Here is a 21196-nt window from a genome sequence, read left to right on the forward strand (position 1 = left end):
ATCAGGCACCTTTGGCAGATTGTTTTATACTGGGTAAATTTACCTGCCATTGCTGCGGCCATGCTTTATTGTTATCAAAACGGATATATCCGTTACCTGTCAGCCCGCCCTTAAGCAATCCACTGTATTTCAATGCAATCTCAGGGGGAATTTTCAGCTTAACCTTATACATCAGCTTTTGCCGTTCATTCTGAGTTTCCACAAACTTAGGCGTAAACTGAGCATTGGAATCAATAAAATCCACCTTTGCCGGCCAGACTGCACTCATTCCGTCCAGAATAATCCTTGCTTCATCCCCAAGCTTTAATTTACCAATAGTATCTGTGGGTAAATACACTGACAGCGTTACATCAGACGGATCAAGTAATGACACAACCTTATTACCTTCACCCAGTACATTACCGGCCTCGGCAATACGATACTCTACACGCCCGGCTTTAGGCGCACGTATCAGCATGTCGTTATTAGCAGAAGAAGTAGCATTAATCTGAGCCTGCGCCTGTTGTACTGCCGCCAGAGCCTCAGCGCGGGCTGCCTGAGCAGATTTAACTCTGGCTATTGCAGCATCACGTTCAGCCTGTCTCCGGCGTAATTCAGGTGAAGATACCAGCTCATCTGATTTAAGCTGACGCGCATTATCCAAATCCATCTGAGCAACCTTATGTATCTGCTGCTGAGCGGCAATTTCTGCTTCTGCTTTAGAGACATTTTCCTGTGCACGCTTTTTATCAGCACGGGCAGCATCCAGTTTGCTACTGGTCTGATCAGATGAAAGCTCAGCCAGAACCTGATCTTTAGCGACTACATCACCTTCATCCACTTTCATCTCAATGACACGACCAGCATATAAAGTAGCCACATCCAGCCGTTTGAGTTCCATACGGCCATTACCGCCAGCAAAACCATCAGGTAAATCAGTATGGCTGCGCATATTAATCCACACTGCCAGTCCAGCTAATACCAATACCACCAACACAAACAACAGTTTTTTTGTTTTCATTTATTTTTCCCTGAACAAACTGTTTTATTGGTTCCGCATCACGAAACTCGCCATATCCTGCTCACACAATTTAACACATAAAATATCCATTCATTTCATCAATAACAATAGTTTACTATTACTGTTACATATTTGCGAAAATTACGCCAAGCAAATTCTGAGTGCTAAACAACTAATTGCCACTTGTCAGCATTCTGTTTTTTTCTGACAATCAGAATACTGTTTTCAAGGAATTCGGATATGATTATCGTAATGCAGCGTCAGGCAACCGAAACACAGATCAGCAATGTCATCAGTTTTATCCGTGGACGCGGATTGCACGAACATTTATCCCGTGGCGCAGAACGCACCATCATCGGAGCTGTTGGTGATGAAAGAGTCTTCGAACCACGCGAACTAGAAGCACTTGCCGGCGTTGAAAAAGCCATGCGCATACTACAGGACTGGCGCATCATCAGTCGTGAAAGTCAGCCCGAGGATACAGTTATCACCGTACGAGGACAGAACTTTGGCGGCAACCATTTTCATATAGTCGACAGCATGAGCGGCACCCGGCTTCCGGAAAGAGCTAATGTCTTTATCGATCCTTTTTATCAGGCATTTTCACCTTATTCGACAGTGCCGCAAACCAATATCAGCATGCAACAACAGATTAAGCAGGCACATGCAGCCAACAAGCCCGTCTGGCTGCGTATCAGGGATGTGCGCCAGCTAGAACCAGCTTTACAGGCAGAAGCAGATATTATTTATCTGGGCGGAGAATTAATGTCTAATCGCACCCTCCTTAACGAAGTAGGCTGTCTGAATATTCCGGTTGTACTCTGCAAAGACAAACATCATCAGGTAGATGAATGGCTGATTGCAGCTGAGCATATTGCCTTAAAGGGCAATCATCATCTGATGCTGGGTGAAGCAGGTACATTAAGTCTGGAGCGAAACGCTCCTTACCGGCTTGATGTAGAAGCCATTGTTAAAGCCAGACAGATTACTCATTTGCCCATTGTGGCCAATATTTCCCGTCTCGCTCATGCCTATATGGACAGTGCAACACTTATGCAACTGGCACAAGCTGCAGGTGCTCATATTGTCATACATTAACTGGACAATAAGTCCAAAACCAATAATTTTATAAAAACATATATTATTTATAAATTTAGACAAATTTAATCATTTATAACGTTAAATTTGTCTAAAACAAGTATAATATTGCGCAAAATATAAAAGTTTTAGTATAAAATAAATTAATATAATCATATAACTAACATTCTTTTCAAAATTAGCGCTTGCTTAACATCTATACCTGTTTTATCGTAAACACTCATTTAGCTAACCCAAACCTGCTATTCCGACTACCGGATGCAGAGCCAACAGATCATCACAATAAGTATATTCGCGTACCCTAAACCGCCGTTTACACTTATTAATCTTACCGGATGAAGATGCATTGGCAATGTATCAGTCGGACTACTAGAACATAAGAGGTTGATATGCAACTTTCAGGTGCACAAATACTCGTGCAGAGTCTCAAAGCCGAGAATGTAGAATATGTTTTCGGATATCCCGGCGGAGCAGTTCTCGAAATCTACGACGCCATCTTTCAATTAAAAAAATTCCGCCACATACTTGTCCGTCATGAGCAGGCTGCAGTTCATGCTGCTGATGCATACTCACGCGCCAGCAACGGAGAAAAAATCGGAGTCGCCCTGGTAACATCAGGTCCGGGTGCTACCAATGCCATAACCGGCATAGCCACCGCCAATTCCGATTCTGTCCCGCTCGTGGTCATATCCGGTCAGGTTGGCTCACCTGCTATCGGTACTGATGCCTTTCAGGAAGTCGATACTGTCGGCATTAGCCGCCCGTGTGTAAAACATAATTTTCTGGTTACCCACGTAAGTGAGCTGGCAGAAACAGTTAAAAAAGCCTTTCAGATTGCGCGTACCGGCCGACCCGGTGTGGTAGTGATTGATGTGCCTAAAGATGTGACCCAGGCAATGGCGAAATTCAGCTACCCGCAGGAAGACATCAATATCCGCTCCTACCAGCCCGTTACGCAGGGACATACAGGTCAGATAAAAAAAGCTGCACAAGTGATGGCTGCAGCTAAACGACCAATTGTACTGTACGGCGGAGGCGTAATCCTGGGTAATGCCAGCAACATCCTTACCGATTTTATTCAGTCTACCGGTACACCCTGTGTCTCTACCCTGATGGGATTAGGCGCATTTCCTGCCACCAACCGTCAATTTCTTGGCATGGTAGGTATGCATGGCAGCTACGAAGCTAATATTGCTTTACAAAATGCCGATGTAGTACTTGCTGTCGGTGCCCGTTTTGATGATCGTGTTATTTCTGTACCCGATAAATTCACTGACGATGGCAAAAAAATCATCCATATTGATATCGACCCGTCCAGCATTGCCAAACGCGTAAAAGTAGACGTACCCATTGTTGGTGATGTTAAAAACGTTCTGGCTGATTTACTAGCCCTGTGGCAGAAGCAGAATCTGAACTTTAACAGTAATGCACTGGACAGATGGTGGAAAAACATCGAAAACTGGCGCAGCCGTGACAGCATCTGGTTTGAAAGTTCAGATGAAATTATCAAACCTCAGCAAGTAATCCAGACACTGGCAAAACTAACCGACAACAATGCCCTCATCACATCGGATGTTGGCCAGCACCAGATGTTTACAGCACAGTACTATCCATTCGTACGCCCGCGCCAGTGGCTAAACTCCGGCGGGCTGGGCACAATGGGCGTCGGATTACCTTATGCTATGGGTGCCAAACTGGCTAAACCGGAAGAAGACGTATTCTGTATTACCGGTGAAGGTTCTATACAAATGAATATCCAGGAACTTTCCACCTGTTATCAGTATCGCCTGCCGATTAAAGTGATCAATCTTAATAACGGCTTCCTTGGCATGGTTCGTCAGTGGCAGGAACTCTATTATGACAACCGCTATTCTGAAACCTATATGGAATCATTGCCTGACTTTGTCAAACTGGCTGAAGCTTATGGGCATGTTGGCATCAGAGTGAAAAAAGCAGCCGACATCGAAGGTGCACTGAAAGAAGCCATTGCACTCAAAGACAGACTGGTATTCATGGATTTCATTACCGACCGTACTCAGAATGTCTATCCCATGGTAGGCAATGGTAAAGGTTTGGATGAAATGGTTTTACCGCCACATATGAGAGAAGAATAGCCGGAGCACATCATGAGACACATTTTATCTATTCTGATGGAAAATCAGGCCGGAGCCATGAGCCGTATTGTTGGTCTGTTTTCAGCCCGTGCTTACAATATCGATTCCCTGTCCGTATCTCCAACAGAAGACAAAACCCTGTCACGAATGACAATTGTCACCAGCGGCGATAACAAAGTAATGGAACAGATAACCAAGCAGCTTAATAAACTGATAGAAGTTATCAAAGTTATCGATCTGAACGACAGCAACTACGTTGAACGTGAATTAATGCTGGTTAAGCTGCGCGCTACCGGCAAGGATCGCGATGAAATACTGCGTCTGACCGATATCTTCCGCGGACACATCATTGATGTAACCGACAAAACCTATACAGTGGAAATCACCGGCACCAGCAGCAAACTAGATGCCTTTCTGGATACCGTGGGCAAAACCCTTATTCTGGAAACCGTACGTACCGGTGCAGCAGGCATAGGTCGCGGCGAACGCATGTTACGTATTTAAGCCGGACATTTTTAAAGCATTATCCGACCTAAAAACATATTAAAACCCTGATTTTAAAATCAACACATTAAATTGAAGGAATAGCAATGCAAGTTTATTACGATAAAGACGCAGATCTCTCATTAATCAAAGGCAAAACCGTAGCCATCATCGGTTATGGCTCACAAGGTCATGCTCACGCTGCCAACCTGAAAGATTCAGGTGTAAACGTAATCGTCGGGCTGCGCAAAAGCGGTAATTCCTGGCATAAAGCAGTAAATGCCGGTCATGACGTACGGGAAGTTGCAGAAGCCACAAAAGCAGCCGACGTAGTGATGATTCTGACACCTGACGAATTTCAGCCGGCAGTTTATCAGAATGAAATCGCGCCTAATCTGAAAGACAATGCCACAGTAGCTTTTGCTCATGGTTTTAATATTCATTACAACCAGATTATTCCGGCCAAAAATCTTGACGTAGTGATGATTGCACCCAAAGGCCCTGGTCACACAGTACGCAGTGAATTCCTGAAAGGCGGTGGTGTGCCCAGCCTGATTGCAGTACATCAGGATGCAACCGGTCGTGCCCGCGACATCGCTTTATCCTATGCTGCCGCCAATGGCGGTACCAAAGGCGGCGTGATTCAGACAACCTTCAAAGAAGAAACTGAAACCGACCTTTTCGGCGAACAGGCCGTATTGTGCGGCGGGCTGGTTGAATTAATCAAAACCGGTTTTGAAACACTGGTAGAAGCAGGCTATGCTCCGGAAATGGCTTATTTTGAATGTTTGCACGAAATGAAACTGATCGTAGATTTAATCTACGAAGGCGGTATTGCAAACATGAACTACTCCATTTCCAATAATGCCGAATACGGCGAATACTTCACCGGCCCTCAAGTCGTAAATGAACATTCACGTCAGGCTATGCGCGAGGCATTAAAACGCATTCAGAATGGTGACTATGCCAAATCATTTATCGTAGAAGGTGCAACCAACTATCCATCAATGACTGCCCGCCGTCGTCAGAATGCTGATCATCCTATCGAAATCATTGGCAACCAGTTACGCAGCATGATGCCATGGATTGCCAAAAACAAACTGGTTGATCAGGATAAAAACTAATATAGCTGCTTAAGTCTGTTTGTAACAAAGCAAAAAGCTTGTGTATGCATTTTCATATACAAGCTTTTTTTAAACCCCGAATTCAAGAAAGAATATGACTACTCCACCCGCTCCGCAGTCTGAATCTGCAAACAAAATTACTCAGAACTCCCCTACCAAAGTAGCGATTGCCAGCCTCGTAGGTACAGCCGTAGAGTTTTACGACTTCTACATATACGGGCTTGCTGCTGCACTCGTATTAAGCGACCTGTTTTTTCCAACCAAGGATCGGGCAATTGCCATCATGTCCTCATTTCTTACTTTTGGAATAGCCTTTGTTGCCCGCCCTATTGGTGCCGGATTATTCGGACATTTTGGCGATAAAGTTGGCCGTAAAACCACCCTGATAGCATCATTACTGATAATGGGTATCAGTACAACCCTGATCGGTGTTCTGCCGACATATCAGCAGGCAGGTATTATTGCACCGGTTTGTTTATGCGTCCTGCGCTTTTGTCAGGGTCTTGGCTTAGGTGGTGAATGGGGCGGAGCCGCTTTACTGGCTACCGAAAATGCGCCCAGAGGTAAACGTGCTCTTTTTGCTATGTTTCCGCAAATTGGGCCTCCTATCGGATTCATTACTGCCAGCCTGATTTTCATTGTTTTATCCAAAAATCTTGATAATGCACAAATGATGTCGTGGGGCTGGCGTATCCCATTTTTACTGAGCATTGTTCTGGTTGGTCTGGGTATGTATGTTCGCATGTCCATTATTGAAAGTAATGCTTTTCGTACCATGGTTGCCAGACAGAGTGCTGTAAAAATCCCTCTGACTGACACTGTACGCAAACATTACAATCAGCTTATTTTAGGCTCTTTGGCCGCCACGTCGTGCTTTACTCTATTCTTTTTAACAACCGTATTTTCTTTGCAATATGCTACTACAAAGCATGAGTGGCAAAGTACAGCATTATTTAATAAAATTGAGTATTTATCCATTCTCATGGGTGCTATTGTATTTATGGCTGTCGGTTCCCCGATATCTGCATGGCTTTCAGACAGAATCGGCCGTCGCCCGGTATTTCTGATAGGTGGGATAGCCACAATCATAATCGGTTTCTTTTTTGGCGACTTAATCAATTCTTCCAGTGCCATTACAGCTGCCATTTTCTTATCCTCTGCTCTGTTTATAATGGGTATCTTGTGGACACCTTTAGCAGCATTCTTACCAGAAATATTCCCTACCAACGTAAGATATACCGGTGCAGCTATCTCCTTCAGCTTTGGCGGTATTCTGGGCGGATCACTTACCCCGTTTGCTGCAGCATGGATAGTTAAAACATATGGCTTACAGGGTACAGTATATATAGGCTGGTTTCTGATTGCCGCCTGTTTACTCAGCATGATTGCAGTACTATTGCTACCAGAAACACATAAACAGGAAATTGAAAATTAAAACAGATAAAAAACCGATTTAACCAATCGGTTTTTTATCTTAGCGATTAATTCACATTAGTGTTAGCTTAATCTGTTTCCATAATAAATCTTTCTGCTAAAATACACATAAAAATACTATGTAGCAGATATCTAAAATGAGCATTATCAACAATAAAAAAGCATTTCACGATTACTTTATCGAAGAACAGATAGAAGCCGGAATTGTTCTTGAAGGCTGGGAAGTAAAGGCTATTCGTGCCGGACGAGTACAAATCAAAGAAAGCTATATCCAATGGAAAAAAGGTGCTTTTTATCTGGTTGGCAGTCACATTACTGCTTTACCCACCGCATCCAATCATGTAAAACCCGATCCCGTACGGCAGCGAAAACTATTACTGAAACAATCAGAAATCAACAAACTGATAGGCAAAGTAGAACGCAGTGGTTATACCCTTGTGCCTGTTAACATGCATTACAGCCATGGTTATGTAAAAATCGATATGGGATTGGCCAAAGGTAAAAAGCAGCATGACAAGCGCCAAAGCAGCAAAGAAAAAGACTGGAATCGTGAGAAACAACGCCTGCTTAAACAGACACGCTAAATCCTGGCAAATATTAATAATAAAACGGGAAATTAAATTCATTAATTTCCCGTATAAATAAAAAATTAAACTAATTAAAGCATTTCTTTTTATCTGGTAAAATAATACAGCTAATAAACTCCAGAAAATCATATTTCATAGAAACCAAATTAAATTAATCATAATCTATTATTAAATCAGTATTTTATATATCATCCTTTAATATCCATTCTCAATATAATAAATAGTTAAATTTAACTAGACATAAAAAAGTTAAATTATGTTAAACTTGTATTACTGTATCAATACAGGCAAGCATTATTAACAATACAGGGTGTGTAATGATGAAGAAAATCGGTCTGCTATCAATAATTTTATTGCTAAACGGCTGTATGACATTAAACGGAGATTACCGTCTCGTTGCATTGGATGAAAATGGTAACGACCTGGCACCTAAAGTACAAATGCTGGCTCAAGGAACAGGAATTTATCGCTCAAAAATTGTACTATGTAAGGCATTTCCTAAAGCCACAGTCCGGATTTACGACATCAGGACAAATGAAGAACTAAAAGGAAAAAGTCCGCGAAAATGCCGGTAAACATGAATTATTAAATAAATATTTTATTTACCATCAGACTCCATACTTAATTTAAGAAAACTGTTTATTCAAATTTTATGAATGGCCGACCACAAGATTTTAAAATCATGCATGAATGGTATTGTTGTTCAAGAGCCTATGCATTTATTTATTTATATTTTGGATCTGTAGGTGCTTATATTTGTTTTTTGTACCTAATGAATATATTATTTAAATGTCCAAACTTTAGCATAATAACAGTTTTACTTGCAGCAATTAGTACACTTTTTTTATGGAAACTCTTTAAAACTAAAAGAAATAATATTAAACAGGTTTACTTCACATCAAAAGACATTTATATAGAAGATAAAAAAATTGATATATCTTATCTTGAATCTGTTACATTGATTGAACAACCATACCCTGGTTTAAATAAAGCTCTATTTACGTTCTGCATAAAATTTACCAAAAACCCAGTAATTAAAGATGATGTATATTTTTACATGGCATTTGGTAATAGACTATTTGAATGGAATGAAGATTATGACTATCAAAACCGCTTTATTACTATTCTGGAAACTATAGCAAAAGAACGAAGAGAGCTACTAAAAAATTCTGGTAAAGCATCTTATATATCTGAATGACAAGTTATTCATGCTGGTAGAATCTGAATAAGGAAAATAATATCTACCAACATATTTTTATTTAAAAATCAAATCACATAATCACTTTACTCATTGTATCTAATCACATAAAAACCGCTCTTGTGCACTTTAAATCACATTGAATTTTATAATTTCACCAGACAAAAAAGTTAAATTATGTTAAAATAGTATTGCATACATCAATATATGCAAACACCATTACTAACATTCCATACCTAATTTAAAAAACTGTATATTCAAATTTTATGAATGACCGATCCCAATATTTAAAAATCATGAAAGAATGGCATTGTTGTTCAAGATATCATGCATTTATTCATTTGTATTTTGGAGCTACGGGTGCTTATATTTGCCTTATGTACCTATTAAATATAATATTAAAAGATCAACAGTTAAATATATTATTTGAAGATCAGATTTTAAACACATTAATAGCTTTACTTGCAGCAATAAGTACTTTTTTTTTCTGGAAACTGTTTAAAGCTAAAAGAAAAAAAATTAAACAGGTTTATTTCACACCAAAAGCAATATATATAGAAAACAAAAAAATAGATATATCTTATCTTAAATCAATTACATTTATTAAACTTAAATACCCTACTTATAATAGAGGGTCTACATTTAAGTTCTGCATAAGATTTACTGAAAACCGGGTAATTAAAGAAGATATATATTTTTACATGGAATTCGGTAAGCCATTTCGATGGAAGTATCAGGATTATAATTTTGAAGACTGTTTCATCACTATTCTGGAAGATTTAGCAAAAGAAAGAAGAGAGCTACTAAAAGATTCCGGTAAAGCAATCTAATTTTACTGAAAAATAAGTTATTCATGCTGGTAGAACCTGAATAAGAAAAATAATATCCACCAACATATTTTTAACTTAAAAATCAAGTCATATTAATTTACTTATTGCATCAAACCACATAAAAACCGCTCCTATACACTTTAAATCACATTGAATTTAATAATTTAACCAGATACAAAAGTTAAATTGTGTTAAAATTATATAGCTCTATCAATAAAAGCAAGCACTACTAACATTCCATACCTAATTTAAGAAAACTGAGTACTTAAATTTTATGAATGACCGATCCAGATATTTACAACTCATGCAAGAATGGCATTGTTGTTCAAATAATTATGCATATATTTATTTGTTTTTTACAGCTTTAAGTGCTTATGTTTGTTTTATATATCTATCAAATATATCATTTAAAGATCAAGATTTTTTTATCATATCAATAGCTTTATTTACAGCAGTAGTGACTTTTATTTTCTTGAAACTCTATAAAACTCAAAGAAAAAATATTAAACAAATTAATTTCTCATTAAAAGCAATTTATATAGAAGAAAAAAAAATAGACATCTGTTATCTTAAATCAATTACATTTATTAATCATGTCTACTCTCCATATAAATGGTCTACATGTAAATTCTGCATAAAATTTACTGAAAATCCAATAATTAAAGAAGATATATATTTTTACATGGCATTTGGTAAATCATTTCAACGAAGATATCAGTATTATAACTTTGAAGACCGTTTTATCACTATACTGGAAACTTTAGCAAAAGAAAGAAGAGAGTTACTAAAAGATTCCGGTAAAGCGATCTAGTATTTCTGAATAACAAATTATTCATGCTGGTAGAATCTGAATAAGAAAAATAATATCTACCAACATATTTTACTTAAAAATCAAACCACTTTACCTATTGCATCAAACTTTATAAAAATCTATCCTGTAAATTTTAAATCATGCAGAATCCCTGAAAGAGATTTTATGAATGACCAAGCACAAAATTTAAAAGTCATGCAAGAATGGAGAAGTGAATCTAAAAAATTTACCTCTAATAAACTTTTTGCACATATTAATTATTTCGTTTACTTTATTTATTTTTGTGCTTATTTGATTCCTTTCGTCTTTGGGCTATACTTTTGGTTTTGGTCAACAATACTTCTATGTATAGTAATCCCTGCAGTTATAAAATTCAAAAAAACTAATGAATTAATTAAAAAGGTTCTTTTCACACCAGATACAATCTATGTAGAAAATGAAAAAATAGATATATCTTATCTGGAATCCATTGCATTTGTTCAGCATATAATCAAAGCTAATCCATTAATCTCCAGCGAAAATTATCCTGACAATATAAAAGCCTTTGAATTTGTTATGACATTTAATAAAAACTCAAACATAAAAGAAGATATACACTTTTATATACAATTTAGTGACGGAATTGTAGAAAATATCGCTGATTACGATTATCAAAACAACTTTATCAATATTCTAAAATTTTTTGCAAAAGAAAAAAGAGAATCATTAAAATGTGTGAGTACAGCAATATAACCATTAATATTCTGAGCAGATAACCTAGAATACAATCATATATCAATTTATTAAATATCTTTATCCAAACCTGATGTCTGTTTTTCAGAAACTGTTTTTTCCAGAACAAAGCACTTGCAGAAATAAAACAGGAAAAGTGTTAAAATAACTGGCTTCATACATAAAACCTGTCAAGAGCCTAGCATGAATCAGGATAAAATATTAATTCTCGATTTTGGTTCACAAGTAACCCAGCTTATCGCCCGGCGCGTACGTGAAGCTCATGTTTATTGTGAATTACATTCATTTGACATGCCTGTTGAAGATATCAGGGCATTCGCCCCTAAAGGCATTATCCTGTCCGGTGGTCCCAATTCAGTTTATGAATCAGACTATCAGGCTAACCCGGAAATACTCAATCTCGGTATACCCATTCTTGGCATTTGTTATGGCATGCAATGGCTGGCACATACCATGGGCGGCGAAGTCAGCGGTGGCGATCAGCGCGAATTCGGTTATGCTCAGGTACATACAGAAGACAGCCAGTTTACCAATGGCATTTTTGATAACCAGCCTAACACACTGGATGTGTGGATGAGCCATGGCGATAAAGTAAGCAAACTGCCAGAAGGATTTAAAAGTATCGGTCATACACCAAGCTGTCCGTATGCCATCATTGAAAACTCGCACAAGCACTTTTACGGAGTTCAGTTTCATCCTGAAGTTACCCATACCAAACAGGGGCGTGAACTAATCAACCGCTTTGTACTTGATATCTGTCAGGCCAAACCCAGCTGGACTATGCCTAACTATATCGAAGAAGCCATTATCAAAATTCGCGAACAGGTTGGTTCCGATGAAGTTATTCTAGGCCTTTCCGGTGGAGTAGACTCATCAGTAGCTGCAGCACTGATTCATCGCGCCATTGGCGACCAGCTCACCTGCGTTTTTGTAGATCATGGGCTGTTACGCTATCAGGAAGCGCAAATGGTCATGGATATGTTCGGCAAAAACCTTGGCGTCAATGTAATTCACGTTGATGCCTCTGCCGATTTTCTCGCCAAACTTGCCGGTGAAACCGATCCTGAACGTAAACGTAAAATCATCGGAGCCGAATTTGTCGAAGTCTTTCAGCAAGAAGCCGGCAAACGCCAAAATGCAAAATGGCTGGCACAAGGTACCATCTACCCTGATGTAATCGAAAGCGCCGGTGCTAAAACCAAAAAAGCACATGCTATTAAAAGCCACCATAATGTAGGCGGCCTGCCTGAAACACTTAATCTGCAATTGCTGGAACCACTGCGCGATTTGTTCAAAGATGAAGTACGCGAACTGGGTGTTGCGCTGGGATTACCACGTGATATGGTTTACCGTCACCCCTTCCCCGGTCCGGGTCTGGGTGTGCGAATTCTGGGTGAGGTAAAACGCGAATACGCCGATTTACTGCGCCGTGCTGACCATATATTCATTGAAGAGTTGCGTAATACCTGCGACGAAGACGGTGTATCCTGGTATGATAAAACCAGCCAGGCTTTTGCTGTATTCCTGCCAGTAAAATCCGTAGGTGTAATGGGAGACGGCCGCACCTATGAATACGTAGTAGCCCTGCGAGCAGTAATTACCAGCGATTTCATGACAGCACACTGGGCCCACCTCCCCTACGACCTGCTCGGCCGTGTTTCCAATCGCATCATCAATGAAGTACGCGGCATTAACCGTGTCGTTTATGATGTCAGCGGTAAACCGCCAGCCACTATTGAGTGGGAATAGAAATTTAGTTTTTATTAACTCCTAATATTCTTTCTTAAAACCAGTTATATCGATTAGATTAGCTGGTTTTTCTATTTATTAAAGCTTGGTAATATCCACTACTATTTTTTATCGTAAATTAAACGGTAAAAAACTTAATATGTTCAGAAAATGCCAATATTGTTATTTCTGTGCCTTTGTTGAAGTGAAAAATTTGGATAATACCTTCTTCTTACCGATTCTTCTTTTATCAGTAGTTATATCTATAAGCAGTTCAAGATAGGTCAACGAGCTGTTGCATGGTTAGAGAGTGATATTGATGCTTGGATTGATAGGCATTTGGCTAAGAAGGAGAAAAATAAATAGCGATCTATCAGATATAACTTAAAAATAGCGCTGCAGGTTGTAGCACTATTTTATACGTATAAATAATCTTTCAATTTAAAAATGTTCGTTTGATACAAAGTTCTAATGTAAAATTCGCATCATTAGATACAACGATAAGGACTGTTATGATCCGTTGCCATCTTGCTCGACTCATGGGCGAACACAAAATGTGGATAGCCGATGCGGTTAGGGAAACGGCTTTAGTTGCAACACCATAACTTTACTTTACAGGGAGATTGTCCAGAAGGTTGACCTGAATACATTGGACAGGCTTTGCTTGTTTTTTGACTGTGGCATAAACGATTTGCTACAAAAGGTTCCAACATCGCAGAATCGTACAGAGAAAAATTAATGACACTGATTAACCTAAAAGATCTCGAGGCCCATCTCTGGCATGCAGCCCACATCATCACTGGGCCTATCGATGCATCAGATTATAAAACTTATATTTTCCCAATTTTGTTTTTCAAACGTATTTGCGACGTGTATGACGAAGAGTTTGTCGATGCGATGGAGAGCGTTGGGGATGAAGAACTTGCCAAAGGCAAGATGTTCCACCGTATTCAAATACCTGAAAACTGTCATTGGCGTGACGTTTTTGCCAAGCCTAAAGATGTAGGCCAAGCCTTAAAAGACTCATTTCGCGGCATAGAACTAGCAAATCCCAAATTGCATGGCATTTTTGGCGATGCCAGTTGGACCAATAAAGAACGTCTTTCTGATGAGTTGCTGGCTACGTTACTTAATCACTTCAATAAGGTGAACCTTGGCGTTTTTAGTGTCCGTGACGATGATATGGGACGCGCATACGAGTATCTGATCAAACGCTTTGCTGATAAAGCTAACAAGAAAGCCGGTGAGTTCTATACTCCACGTACTATTGTTCGCTTGATGGTTAACATTCTCGATCCTAAAGCTGGTGAGAGCGTTTACGATCCTGCTTGCGGTACCGGCGGTATGCTGCTCGAAACCATTCACCATGTAAAAGAAAACGGTGGCGACCCACGCCTGCTAAAAATCAAAGGTCAGGAAAAAAACCTAACCACCGAGGCTATTGCGCGTATGAACCTTTTTCTACACGGGCAGGAAGATTTCGATATTGTGCGGGGAGACACTCTGCGTGAGCCTAAGTTTTTGCAAAATGATCGTTTAGAAACTTTTGATTGTGTTATCGCCAATCCACCCTTTAGTTTAAAAGAATGGGGTTATGACCTGTGGTCAAATGACCCCTATGGGCGTAAGCAGTATGGTCTGGCACCTAAAACTAATGGTGACTTTGCTTGGGTGCAGCATATGTTTGCCTCACTCAACGATACAGGCCGTATGGCAGTTGTCTTACCTCATGGCGTACTGTTTCGTGGAGGTGCTGAGGGCGCAATTCGTACCAAATTATTGCAAGAAAACCGCATTGAAGCCATTATTGGCGTTGCTCCAAACCTTTTCTATGGCACGGGGATTCCTGCGTGTATTCTGGTGTTACGTAAATCACGGCCGGCGTCACACAAAAATCATGTACTCATCATTAATGCTGAAGAAATCTATACCAAAGGCCGGGCTCAGAATACCTTGTCCAACGCTCAGTCCGATGAGATCTACCACATCTACCAGAGCCAGAAGCAACAAGGGCCGGCAGCACAAGAAATCGAAGGCATTGCACGTTGGGTACCCTTAAACGAGATAGAAGAAAATGACTTCAATCTTAATATCGCTCGTTATGTGCAAAAGCCACTCGAAGAAGAAACCATTACAGTAGAAGAGGCACTCAAAGATTTCCAACAAAAACTGGCTGCCCTGGAAAAAGCGGAAGAGGAGCTAGAAGCCCTGTTAATCAAAGAAGGGTTTGAGATATGAGTATAATGCATAAGAAAAAACTGGAAGATTTGCTTTGGGGAGCGGCTGAGTTCTTGCGGGGCCAAATCGATGCCTCAGACTATAAGCAATATGTCTTCCCGCTAATGTTTTATAAACGTCTATCGGACGTATATTTGGAAGAATATAACGAAGCGATGGAGGTTCATGAGGTAGACGTTGAATACGCTGCCATGCCCATGTTTCACCGCTTTGATATTCCTGTAGAAGCGAGCTGGGAGAAGATACGCAACACCAGCAAAAACATTGGTGAAGCTATTCAGAACGCGCTTCGCTTAATCGAAGCCAATAATCCGCGCTTGCATGGCGTGTTCGGTGATGCCCAGTGGACCAACAAAGAACGCCTGCCCGATCATCTGCTGGGCGATCTGATTGAGCATTTTAGTAAAATTCCACTAGGTATTAAATCTGTCGCTCAGGATGACCTTGGTGAAGCTTACGAATACCTGATTAAGAAATTTGCTGACGATTCCGGCCATACCGCAGCAGAATTCTATACCAACCGTACTGTAGTCCATTTGATGACACGCATCATGGGCTTAAAGCCCGGAGAAACAGCTTACGATCCTACCTGTGGTACCGGTGGTATGCTTCTTAACGCGGTGATGGATTTACGTTCTCAGGGCAAAGAGTGGCGTTCGGTACATCTTTACGGGCAGGAAGTCAATCTGCTCACCTCGGCCATCGCTCGTATGAATATGTTTCTGCACGATATTGAAGAGTTTGATGTGCTGCGCGGCGATACTTTAGCCGATCCCAAGTTTATTGAAAACGATCGGCTCAAGCAGTTTGATGTGATTTTTGCCAATCCGCCGTACTCCATTAAAAAATGGAACCGCGACAAGTTTGCTGCCGATCCCTACGGCCGTAATCTCTATGGTGTGCCACCGCAAGGCTGTGCCGACTATGCGTTTTATACTCATATCATCAAAAGTCTCAAATCTGATACTGGCCGTGCCGCCATGCTCTGGCCACATGGAGTGCTGTTTCGAGACTCTGAGCAAGCTATTCGTAAACAGGTAATTGAATCAGACATCATTGAAGCAGTGATTGGTTTGGGGCCAAACCTGTTTTATAACTCGCCGATGGAATCTTGTGTCGTTGTGCTTAACCGTAATAAGTCTGTCGACCACAAAAATAGGATATTGTTTATCAACGGTGTTAAGCATGTCACCCGTGAACGCGCCCATAGCCGATTATCCGATGATGATTTAGCAGTATTGTGTGAGGCTTATTTTACACCTGAAAAGCAGAGTGATATCACTGCGTTGGTGGATATCGAAACTATCAAAGAGAATCTCTATAACTTGTCGATTCCGCTATATGTGCAAGCACAGGGTAACGGCGAAGTAGACGATATTGAACATGCCATTGAGGCGTGGAAAGTTAGTCGCGTGCAATTAAAGAAGCAGACCCAAAAATTATTCAAGAGCCTTGCGGAACTTGGTTATAGCGTTGAAGACAAGGTGGAACAGTAAATGACGAAACAACAATTACCAGAAGGTTGGCAGATGGTGAAATTTGGCGATATTGCTAAACATATCTCTAAACGAGTTGAGCCAAGCGAAACCGATCTTAAAATCTATGTTGGGTTGGAACACTTAGATCCAGACAGCTTAAAGATTAAACGTCATGGTGTACCAAGCGATGTCGAAGGACAAAAGCTATTGGTTAAAAAAGGTCAGATCATTTTTTGTAAGAGGCGTGCCTACCAACGTAAAGTGGCCGTGGCTGATTGGGATTGTATTTGTTCTACAGATGCCATGATTTTGGAAGCTAATCCTGATAACGTTATTCCTGAGTTTTTGCCGTTTTTTATGCAGTCTGATGAATTTGTAAATCGTGTAATTGCACATTCAGAAGGATCATTATCTCCAAGAATAAAATGGAAAATATTAGCTGAGCAGGAATTTGAAATCCCTTGCTTAGAGCAACAAAATAAAATCGTGATAGCTTCTCGTAAAGCATCAATTGTTGTTGAGAGCATTGAACAGGCACTGCTTAGTTTGGAAAAGCTAAAAAACCAATCTTTAAATAATTACTGTATTTCATATGCTCCTAAGAAGTTGAAAGATTTTGGTGTTTCTCTGATAGATGGTGATAGGGGAAAAGCTTATCCAAAAACTAAAGATTTCAAAGATGATGGTTACTGCTTATTTCTGAATGCTAAAAATGTTACTCAAGTAGGCTTCATTTTTAAGGAAAAGCAGTTTATTGGTAAAGAACAGGATAAAATGCTTCGAAAAGGAAAATTAATTGAAGGAGATATAGTAATTACCACGAGAGGTACTGTTGGAAATGTTGGATTATACTGTTCGTGTCAATTTAAGCACGTTAGGATAAATTCTGGTATGGCTATCCTAAGGTGTAATGATTCTGAATTAAATAATACTTTTCTATATGACTTTTTAAGAACTAAACTAGCAAGGAGCTTGATAGTTTCTAAGGCCTTTGGCAGTGCACAACCACAACTTACTTTGAAGATATTAGAGAATATTGAAGTACCCTATCTTCCCTCGCATAAACAGATTGAGTTTAGTAATCTTTATAAGAAGTTTGATGATATTAAACAAACATTACTAGCTAAAAAAAGGAATGTTTTCTCATTTTTAAAATCAATTGGAAATGTCTAAATGTTTAACGAACAAACCGTCACGGAAAATGGAATTATCGACCGCTTAAAAGGATTAAGCGGCGTAAAGTGGATTTACTGCCATGGCGAGAATCTGCCTAAGCAAGCTCAGGATATCTTTGTCGATGAGTGGCTAAAAGACGCGTTGTGTTCGTTAAATCCCGATATCGCCAAGCAGCCGGATTATGCTGATGAAGTAATTTATAAATTGCGCGGTGTGGTGTTAGAAGCCCGCCATACTGGTTTAGTAAAGGCCAACGAAAACTTCCATGAATGGCTATTGGCTGAGAAAACTTTGCCTTTTGGCGAGAACGGCGACCATATCACCATTAATCTGATTGATTTTGATAACATAGAGAACAATCACTTTGTAGTGTCGCAACAGGTGCATTATATCGCGGCCACCGAAGTCTATTTTGATATTGTGCTGTATGTGAACGGCATACCGCTAGTAGTGGGCGAAGTCAAAACTGCGACGCGGCCAAGTGTGACCTGGCAAGATGGTGCCGCCGATTTTATAGGTGGCAAAAAGCATTACCGGAAAAATGTAGAATTATTTTTTGTTCCTAATTTGCTGTGTTTTGCTAGTGAAGGAAAAACCTTTGCATATGGTGCAATTAATGCCCGCGTTAAAGATTGGGGGCCTTGGCATAGTACTGAGCTTCGTGATGAGATTCTGCCGGGATTGGCATCGGTACTTAACAGCTGCGAGGGTCTGTTAAATCCGCAGACTTTATTACAATTACTGGAATCCTTCGCGCTATTTTCAACTGTTAAAACCGGTAAAAATACCCCTCCTAAGCGTATTAAGCTTCTGCCGCGTTATCCGCAATTTGAAGCAGCGAAACAGATTGTTGAGCGAGTTCGCAAAGGCTACCCGAAAAAGGGCCTGATTTGGCATTTTCAGGGCTCGGGTAAGTCATTGCTGATGCTCTATGCAGCTAAAATGTTGCGTGCTGACAATGCGTTAAAAAACCCAACCGTATTGGTCGTGGTGGACCGGCGAGACTTGGATAGCCAGATCAACGAAACTTTTGGTGGTGCCGATGTTAAAAACCTAGTCAAAGTGCAAAGCTGCAAAAAGCTAGGTGAGTATATCGAACAAGATAGCCGAGGCATTTTAATTACTACTATCTTTAAGTTCAAAGATGTCGAGATTGACGATAGCAACCCTAATGGCTTGAACAGCCGAGATAACATTATTGTACTTGTAGACGAAGCACACCGCACCCAGGAAGGTGGTTTAGGCGAGAAAATGCGTTGGGCATTACCTAATGCCCACTTCTATGGTTTAACCGGCACACCCATATCAGGCATCGATCGCAATACTTTCAAATTGTTCGGCGCCGACGAAGATCCCGGTCGCTATATGAACCGTTACAGTTATAAGCAATCAATTCGTGATGGCTCCACCAATCCGGTTAAGTTTGAACCGCGCCTTGCTGAACTGCGGGTGGATCGTGATGCTATCAATGACGAGTTCGAGCAACTGGTTAAAGAAAACGACTTAGACGATGAAGAAAAAGCGGCATTATCTAAACGTGCTGGTAAGTTGGCTTTAATGTTGAAAGCCCCCAAGCGCATGGCGGCCATTAGCAGCGATATTGTCAAACACTTTACCAGCCACGTAAAGCCAAAAAAAATGAAAGGTATGGTAGTGGTATATGATCGCGAAGCTTGTGTGCAAATGTACTACTTGCTCGGTGAAAAGCTTGGCTTTAATGCAGTTGAAGTGGTTATGAACGTTGATCAATCCCCTATAAAAGCCAAAGCGGGCGATAAAAAAGACAAGGTCAACAACGATTGGCGTAAGTGGCACGATGAGTTAAAGCTACCCATCAAACAAGAGGATTTCGAGCGCTGGCAGAATATTGATGCGGAAAGCCAAGTACAAAAAGAACTGATCGAATGCTACAAAGATCCAAAACATCCTTTACAGCTCATCATCGTTACTGCCAAATTGTTAACTGGTTTCGATGCCCCTATCTGTTATTGCATGTATTTGGATAAACCTTTACGCGATCACACTCTTTTACAGGCCATGTGTCGGACTAACCGATTGTACGAAACCGATGATACTCGCAAAGATATGGGGTTAATTATCGACTACCTCGGCGTATTTGAAAATCTGCGTACCGCATTGGCTTATAAGCCGGAAGAAATTGATGGTGTCGTAGAGGGTATCGAGGCCTTTAAAAAATTATTACCGGCACAACTGGATAAATGTTTGTCCTTCTTCCCCAATGTGGACCGCACCTTAGAGGGTTTCGATGGCATTATGGCCGCGCAAGAGTGCTTACCGACTAACAAAAAACGCGATGAATTCGCCGCTTGTTTTGGGGTGTTATCTAAGTTATGGTCGGCTATTAGCCCCGATCCTTTTTTAAGCCCGTATCGTCAAAACTATAAGTGGTTAGTGCAAATTTACGAGTCAGTGCGTCCAGTAGGCCAGACGGGGGCGCTTGTTTGGGCTGCTTTAGGCCCCGAAACTATCAAGATGATCCATGAGCATACTGATATTAATCGAATTCGCGATGATATCGACGAGTTAATCATGGATGAACACGCCATTTTTACCCTGACAGAAAAAGAGCAAGAGCAACGTGCTAAAAGATTGGAAATTGATCTTATGGGCCGCTTGCGGGGCAGTCATGAGCCTAAATTTGTGGAGTTAGGCGAGCGACTGGAAAAACTTCGCCAGGACTATGAGGCCGGTGTTATTAAAGCCATTGAGTGGTTAAAGGGCTTGTTGGATGCTGCGAAGGACACAGTGCAAGCAGAGCGCGAAACTGGTGAACACCCAGTGACAGAAGCAGATAACAAGCAAGCTTTAACCAAGCTTTTTCTGGAAACCCGTCCAGAGTCTACGCCTAAGTTAATCGGAGATGTGGTTGAACAAATCGACAAAATCGTCAAAGCCACCCGCTTTGATGGCTGGCAGAACTCCAATAGCGGCCCGCGTGAAATCCAAAAGGCGTTATTGCTGACTCTGGCCCAATTTGGATTGGGTAAAGATAAGGAACTATTCCAAAAGGCTTACGGGTATATAGAGGAGCATTATTGAGTTTTACTTAATTGACTGGCCGTGTTGTATCGATACTTGGGCAGGTCAAGAGTGACTACTACCATGGATAATTATACCTATAGCGTTAGCAATGCCCATTTATGG

Annotated in this window: 19 protein-coding genes; 18 read left to right on the top strand and 1 reads right to left on the bottom strand. The window is 40.6% G+C overall.

Annotated features, from left to right (window positions below; all coding sequences use genetic code 11):
- Position 1 precedes the first annotated feature (1 nt).
- On the bottom strand, positions 2-1000 hold the full coding sequence (locus H3V00_RS03080) for an HlyD family secretion protein (protein WP_198206443.1): 999 nt from the start codon (positions 998-1000) through the stop codon (positions 2-4).
- A 240-nt stretch (positions 1001-1240) separates the two neighbouring features.
- On the opposite strand from H3V00_RS03080, the gene H3V00_RS03085 reads away from it, so the two are divergent.
- The 18 genes from H3V00_RS03085 (at position 1241) to H3V00_RS03170 (ending at position 21091) form a co-directional block, all read left to right on the top strand.
- The gene (locus H3V00_RS03085) at positions 1241-2098 is read left to right on the top strand and encodes a chorismate mutase (protein WP_084547321.1); all 858 of its coding nucleotides are present in this window, start codon (positions 1241-1243) and stop codon (positions 2096-2098) included.
- 389 nt (positions 2099-2487) lie between these two features.
- Complete coding sequence (gene ilvB / locus H3V00_RS03090; protein WP_198206441.1) at positions 2488-4212, top strand: biosynthetic-type acetolactate synthase large subunit; 1725 nt, start codon at positions 2488-2490, stop codon at positions 4210-4212.
- A gap of 12 nt (positions 4213-4224) precedes the next feature.
- A complete protein-coding gene (ilvN, locus tag H3V00_RS03095) occupies positions 4225-4716 on the top strand; it encodes an acetolactate synthase small subunit (protein WP_025331818.1) in 492 nt (163 codons plus the stop codon).
- Positions 4717-4802: 86 nt separating this feature from the next.
- Positions 4803-5819, top strand: a complete 1017-nt coding sequence (ilvC, locus tag H3V00_RS03100; RefSeq protein ID WP_025330776.1) for a ketol-acid reductoisomerase — start codon at positions 4803-4805, stop codon at positions 5817-5819.
- 94 nt (positions 5820-5913) lie between these two features.
- On the top strand, positions 5914-7254 hold the full coding sequence (locus H3V00_RS03105) for an MFS transporter (RefSeq protein ID WP_198206439.1): 1341 nt from the start codon (positions 5914-5916) through the stop codon (positions 7252-7254).
- A gap of 136 nt (positions 7255-7390) precedes the next feature.
- Entirely contained in the window at positions 7391-7837 is a 447-nt protein-coding gene (gene smpB, locus H3V00_RS03110) for an SsrA-binding protein SmpB (RefSeq protein ID WP_025330778.1), read from the top strand.
- A 320-nt stretch (positions 7838-8157) separates the two neighbouring features.
- Entirely contained in the window at positions 8158-8415 is a 258-nt protein-coding gene (locus tag H3V00_RS03115; RefSeq protein WP_084586369.1) for a hypothetical protein, read from the top strand.
- Between the two features lie 107 nt (positions 8416-8522).
- The gene (locus H3V00_RS03120; RefSeq protein WP_198206437.1) at positions 8523-9038 is read left to right on the top strand and encodes a hypothetical protein; all 516 of its coding nucleotides are present in this window, start codon (positions 8523-8525) and stop codon (positions 9036-9038) included.
- A 296-nt stretch (positions 9039-9334) separates the two neighbouring features.
- Entirely contained in the window at positions 9335-9868 is a 534-nt protein-coding gene (locus H3V00_RS03125) for a hypothetical protein (protein ID WP_084584741.1), read from the top strand.
- Between the two features lie 304 nt (positions 9869-10172).
- Positions 10173-10679 (top strand): hypothetical protein, encoded by a 507-nt coding sequence (locus H3V00_RS03130; RefSeq protein ID WP_198206436.1) that lies wholly within the window; start codon positions 10173-10175, stop codon positions 10677-10679.
- 165 nt (positions 10680-10844) lie between these two features.
- Positions 10845-11411: a hypothetical protein gene (locus H3V00_RS03135; protein WP_198190067.1), complete on the top strand. Its 567-nt coding sequence runs from the start codon at positions 10845-10847 to the stop codon at positions 11409-11411.
- A 183-nt stretch (positions 11412-11594) separates the two neighbouring features.
- Positions 11595-13160: a glutamine-hydrolyzing GMP synthase gene (gene guaA / locus H3V00_RS03140; RefSeq protein ID WP_198206435.1), complete on the top strand. Its 1566-nt coding sequence runs from the start codon at positions 11595-11597 to the stop codon at positions 13158-13160.
- 240 nt (positions 13161-13400) lie between these two features.
- The gene (locus tag H3V00_RS11630) at positions 13401-13505 is read left to right on the top strand and encodes a helix-turn-helix transcriptional regulator (protein WP_370530644.1); all 105 of its coding nucleotides are present in this window, start codon (positions 13401-13403) and stop codon (positions 13503-13505) included.
- Between the two features lie 274 nt (positions 13506-13779).
- A complete protein-coding gene (locus H3V00_RS11635; RefSeq protein ID WP_370530645.1) occupies positions 13780-13878 on the top strand; it encodes a hypothetical protein in 99 nt (32 codons plus the stop codon).
- Entirely contained in the window at positions 13878-15377 is a 1500-nt protein-coding gene (locus H3V00_RS03155; protein ID WP_110414252.1) for a class I SAM-dependent DNA methyltransferase, read from the top strand. The genes H3V00_RS11635 and H3V00_RS03155 overlap by 1 nt, the downstream gene beginning before the upstream one ends.
- Positions 15374-16873: a class I SAM-dependent DNA methyltransferase gene (locus H3V00_RS03160; protein ID WP_232335888.1), complete on the top strand. Its 1500-nt coding sequence runs from the start codon at positions 15374-15376 to the stop codon at positions 16871-16873. Before H3V00_RS03155 ends, H3V00_RS03160 begins: the two co-directional genes overlap by 4 nt.
- Entirely contained in the window at positions 16874-18028 is a 1155-nt protein-coding gene (locus tag H3V00_RS03165) for a restriction endonuclease subunit S (protein WP_198206434.1), read from the top strand.
- Positions 18029-21091, top strand: a complete 3063-nt coding sequence (locus tag H3V00_RS03170; protein WP_198206433.1) for a type I restriction endonuclease subunit R — start codon at positions 18029-18031, stop codon at positions 21089-21091.
- Positions 21092-21196 lie beyond the last annotated feature (105 nt).

The organism is Snodgrassella sp. W6238H11 (assembly GCF_016100525.1).
GTDB classification, from domain to species: domain Bacteria; phylum Pseudomonadota; class Gammaproteobacteria; order Burkholderiales; family Neisseriaceae; genus Snodgrassella; species Snodgrassella alvi.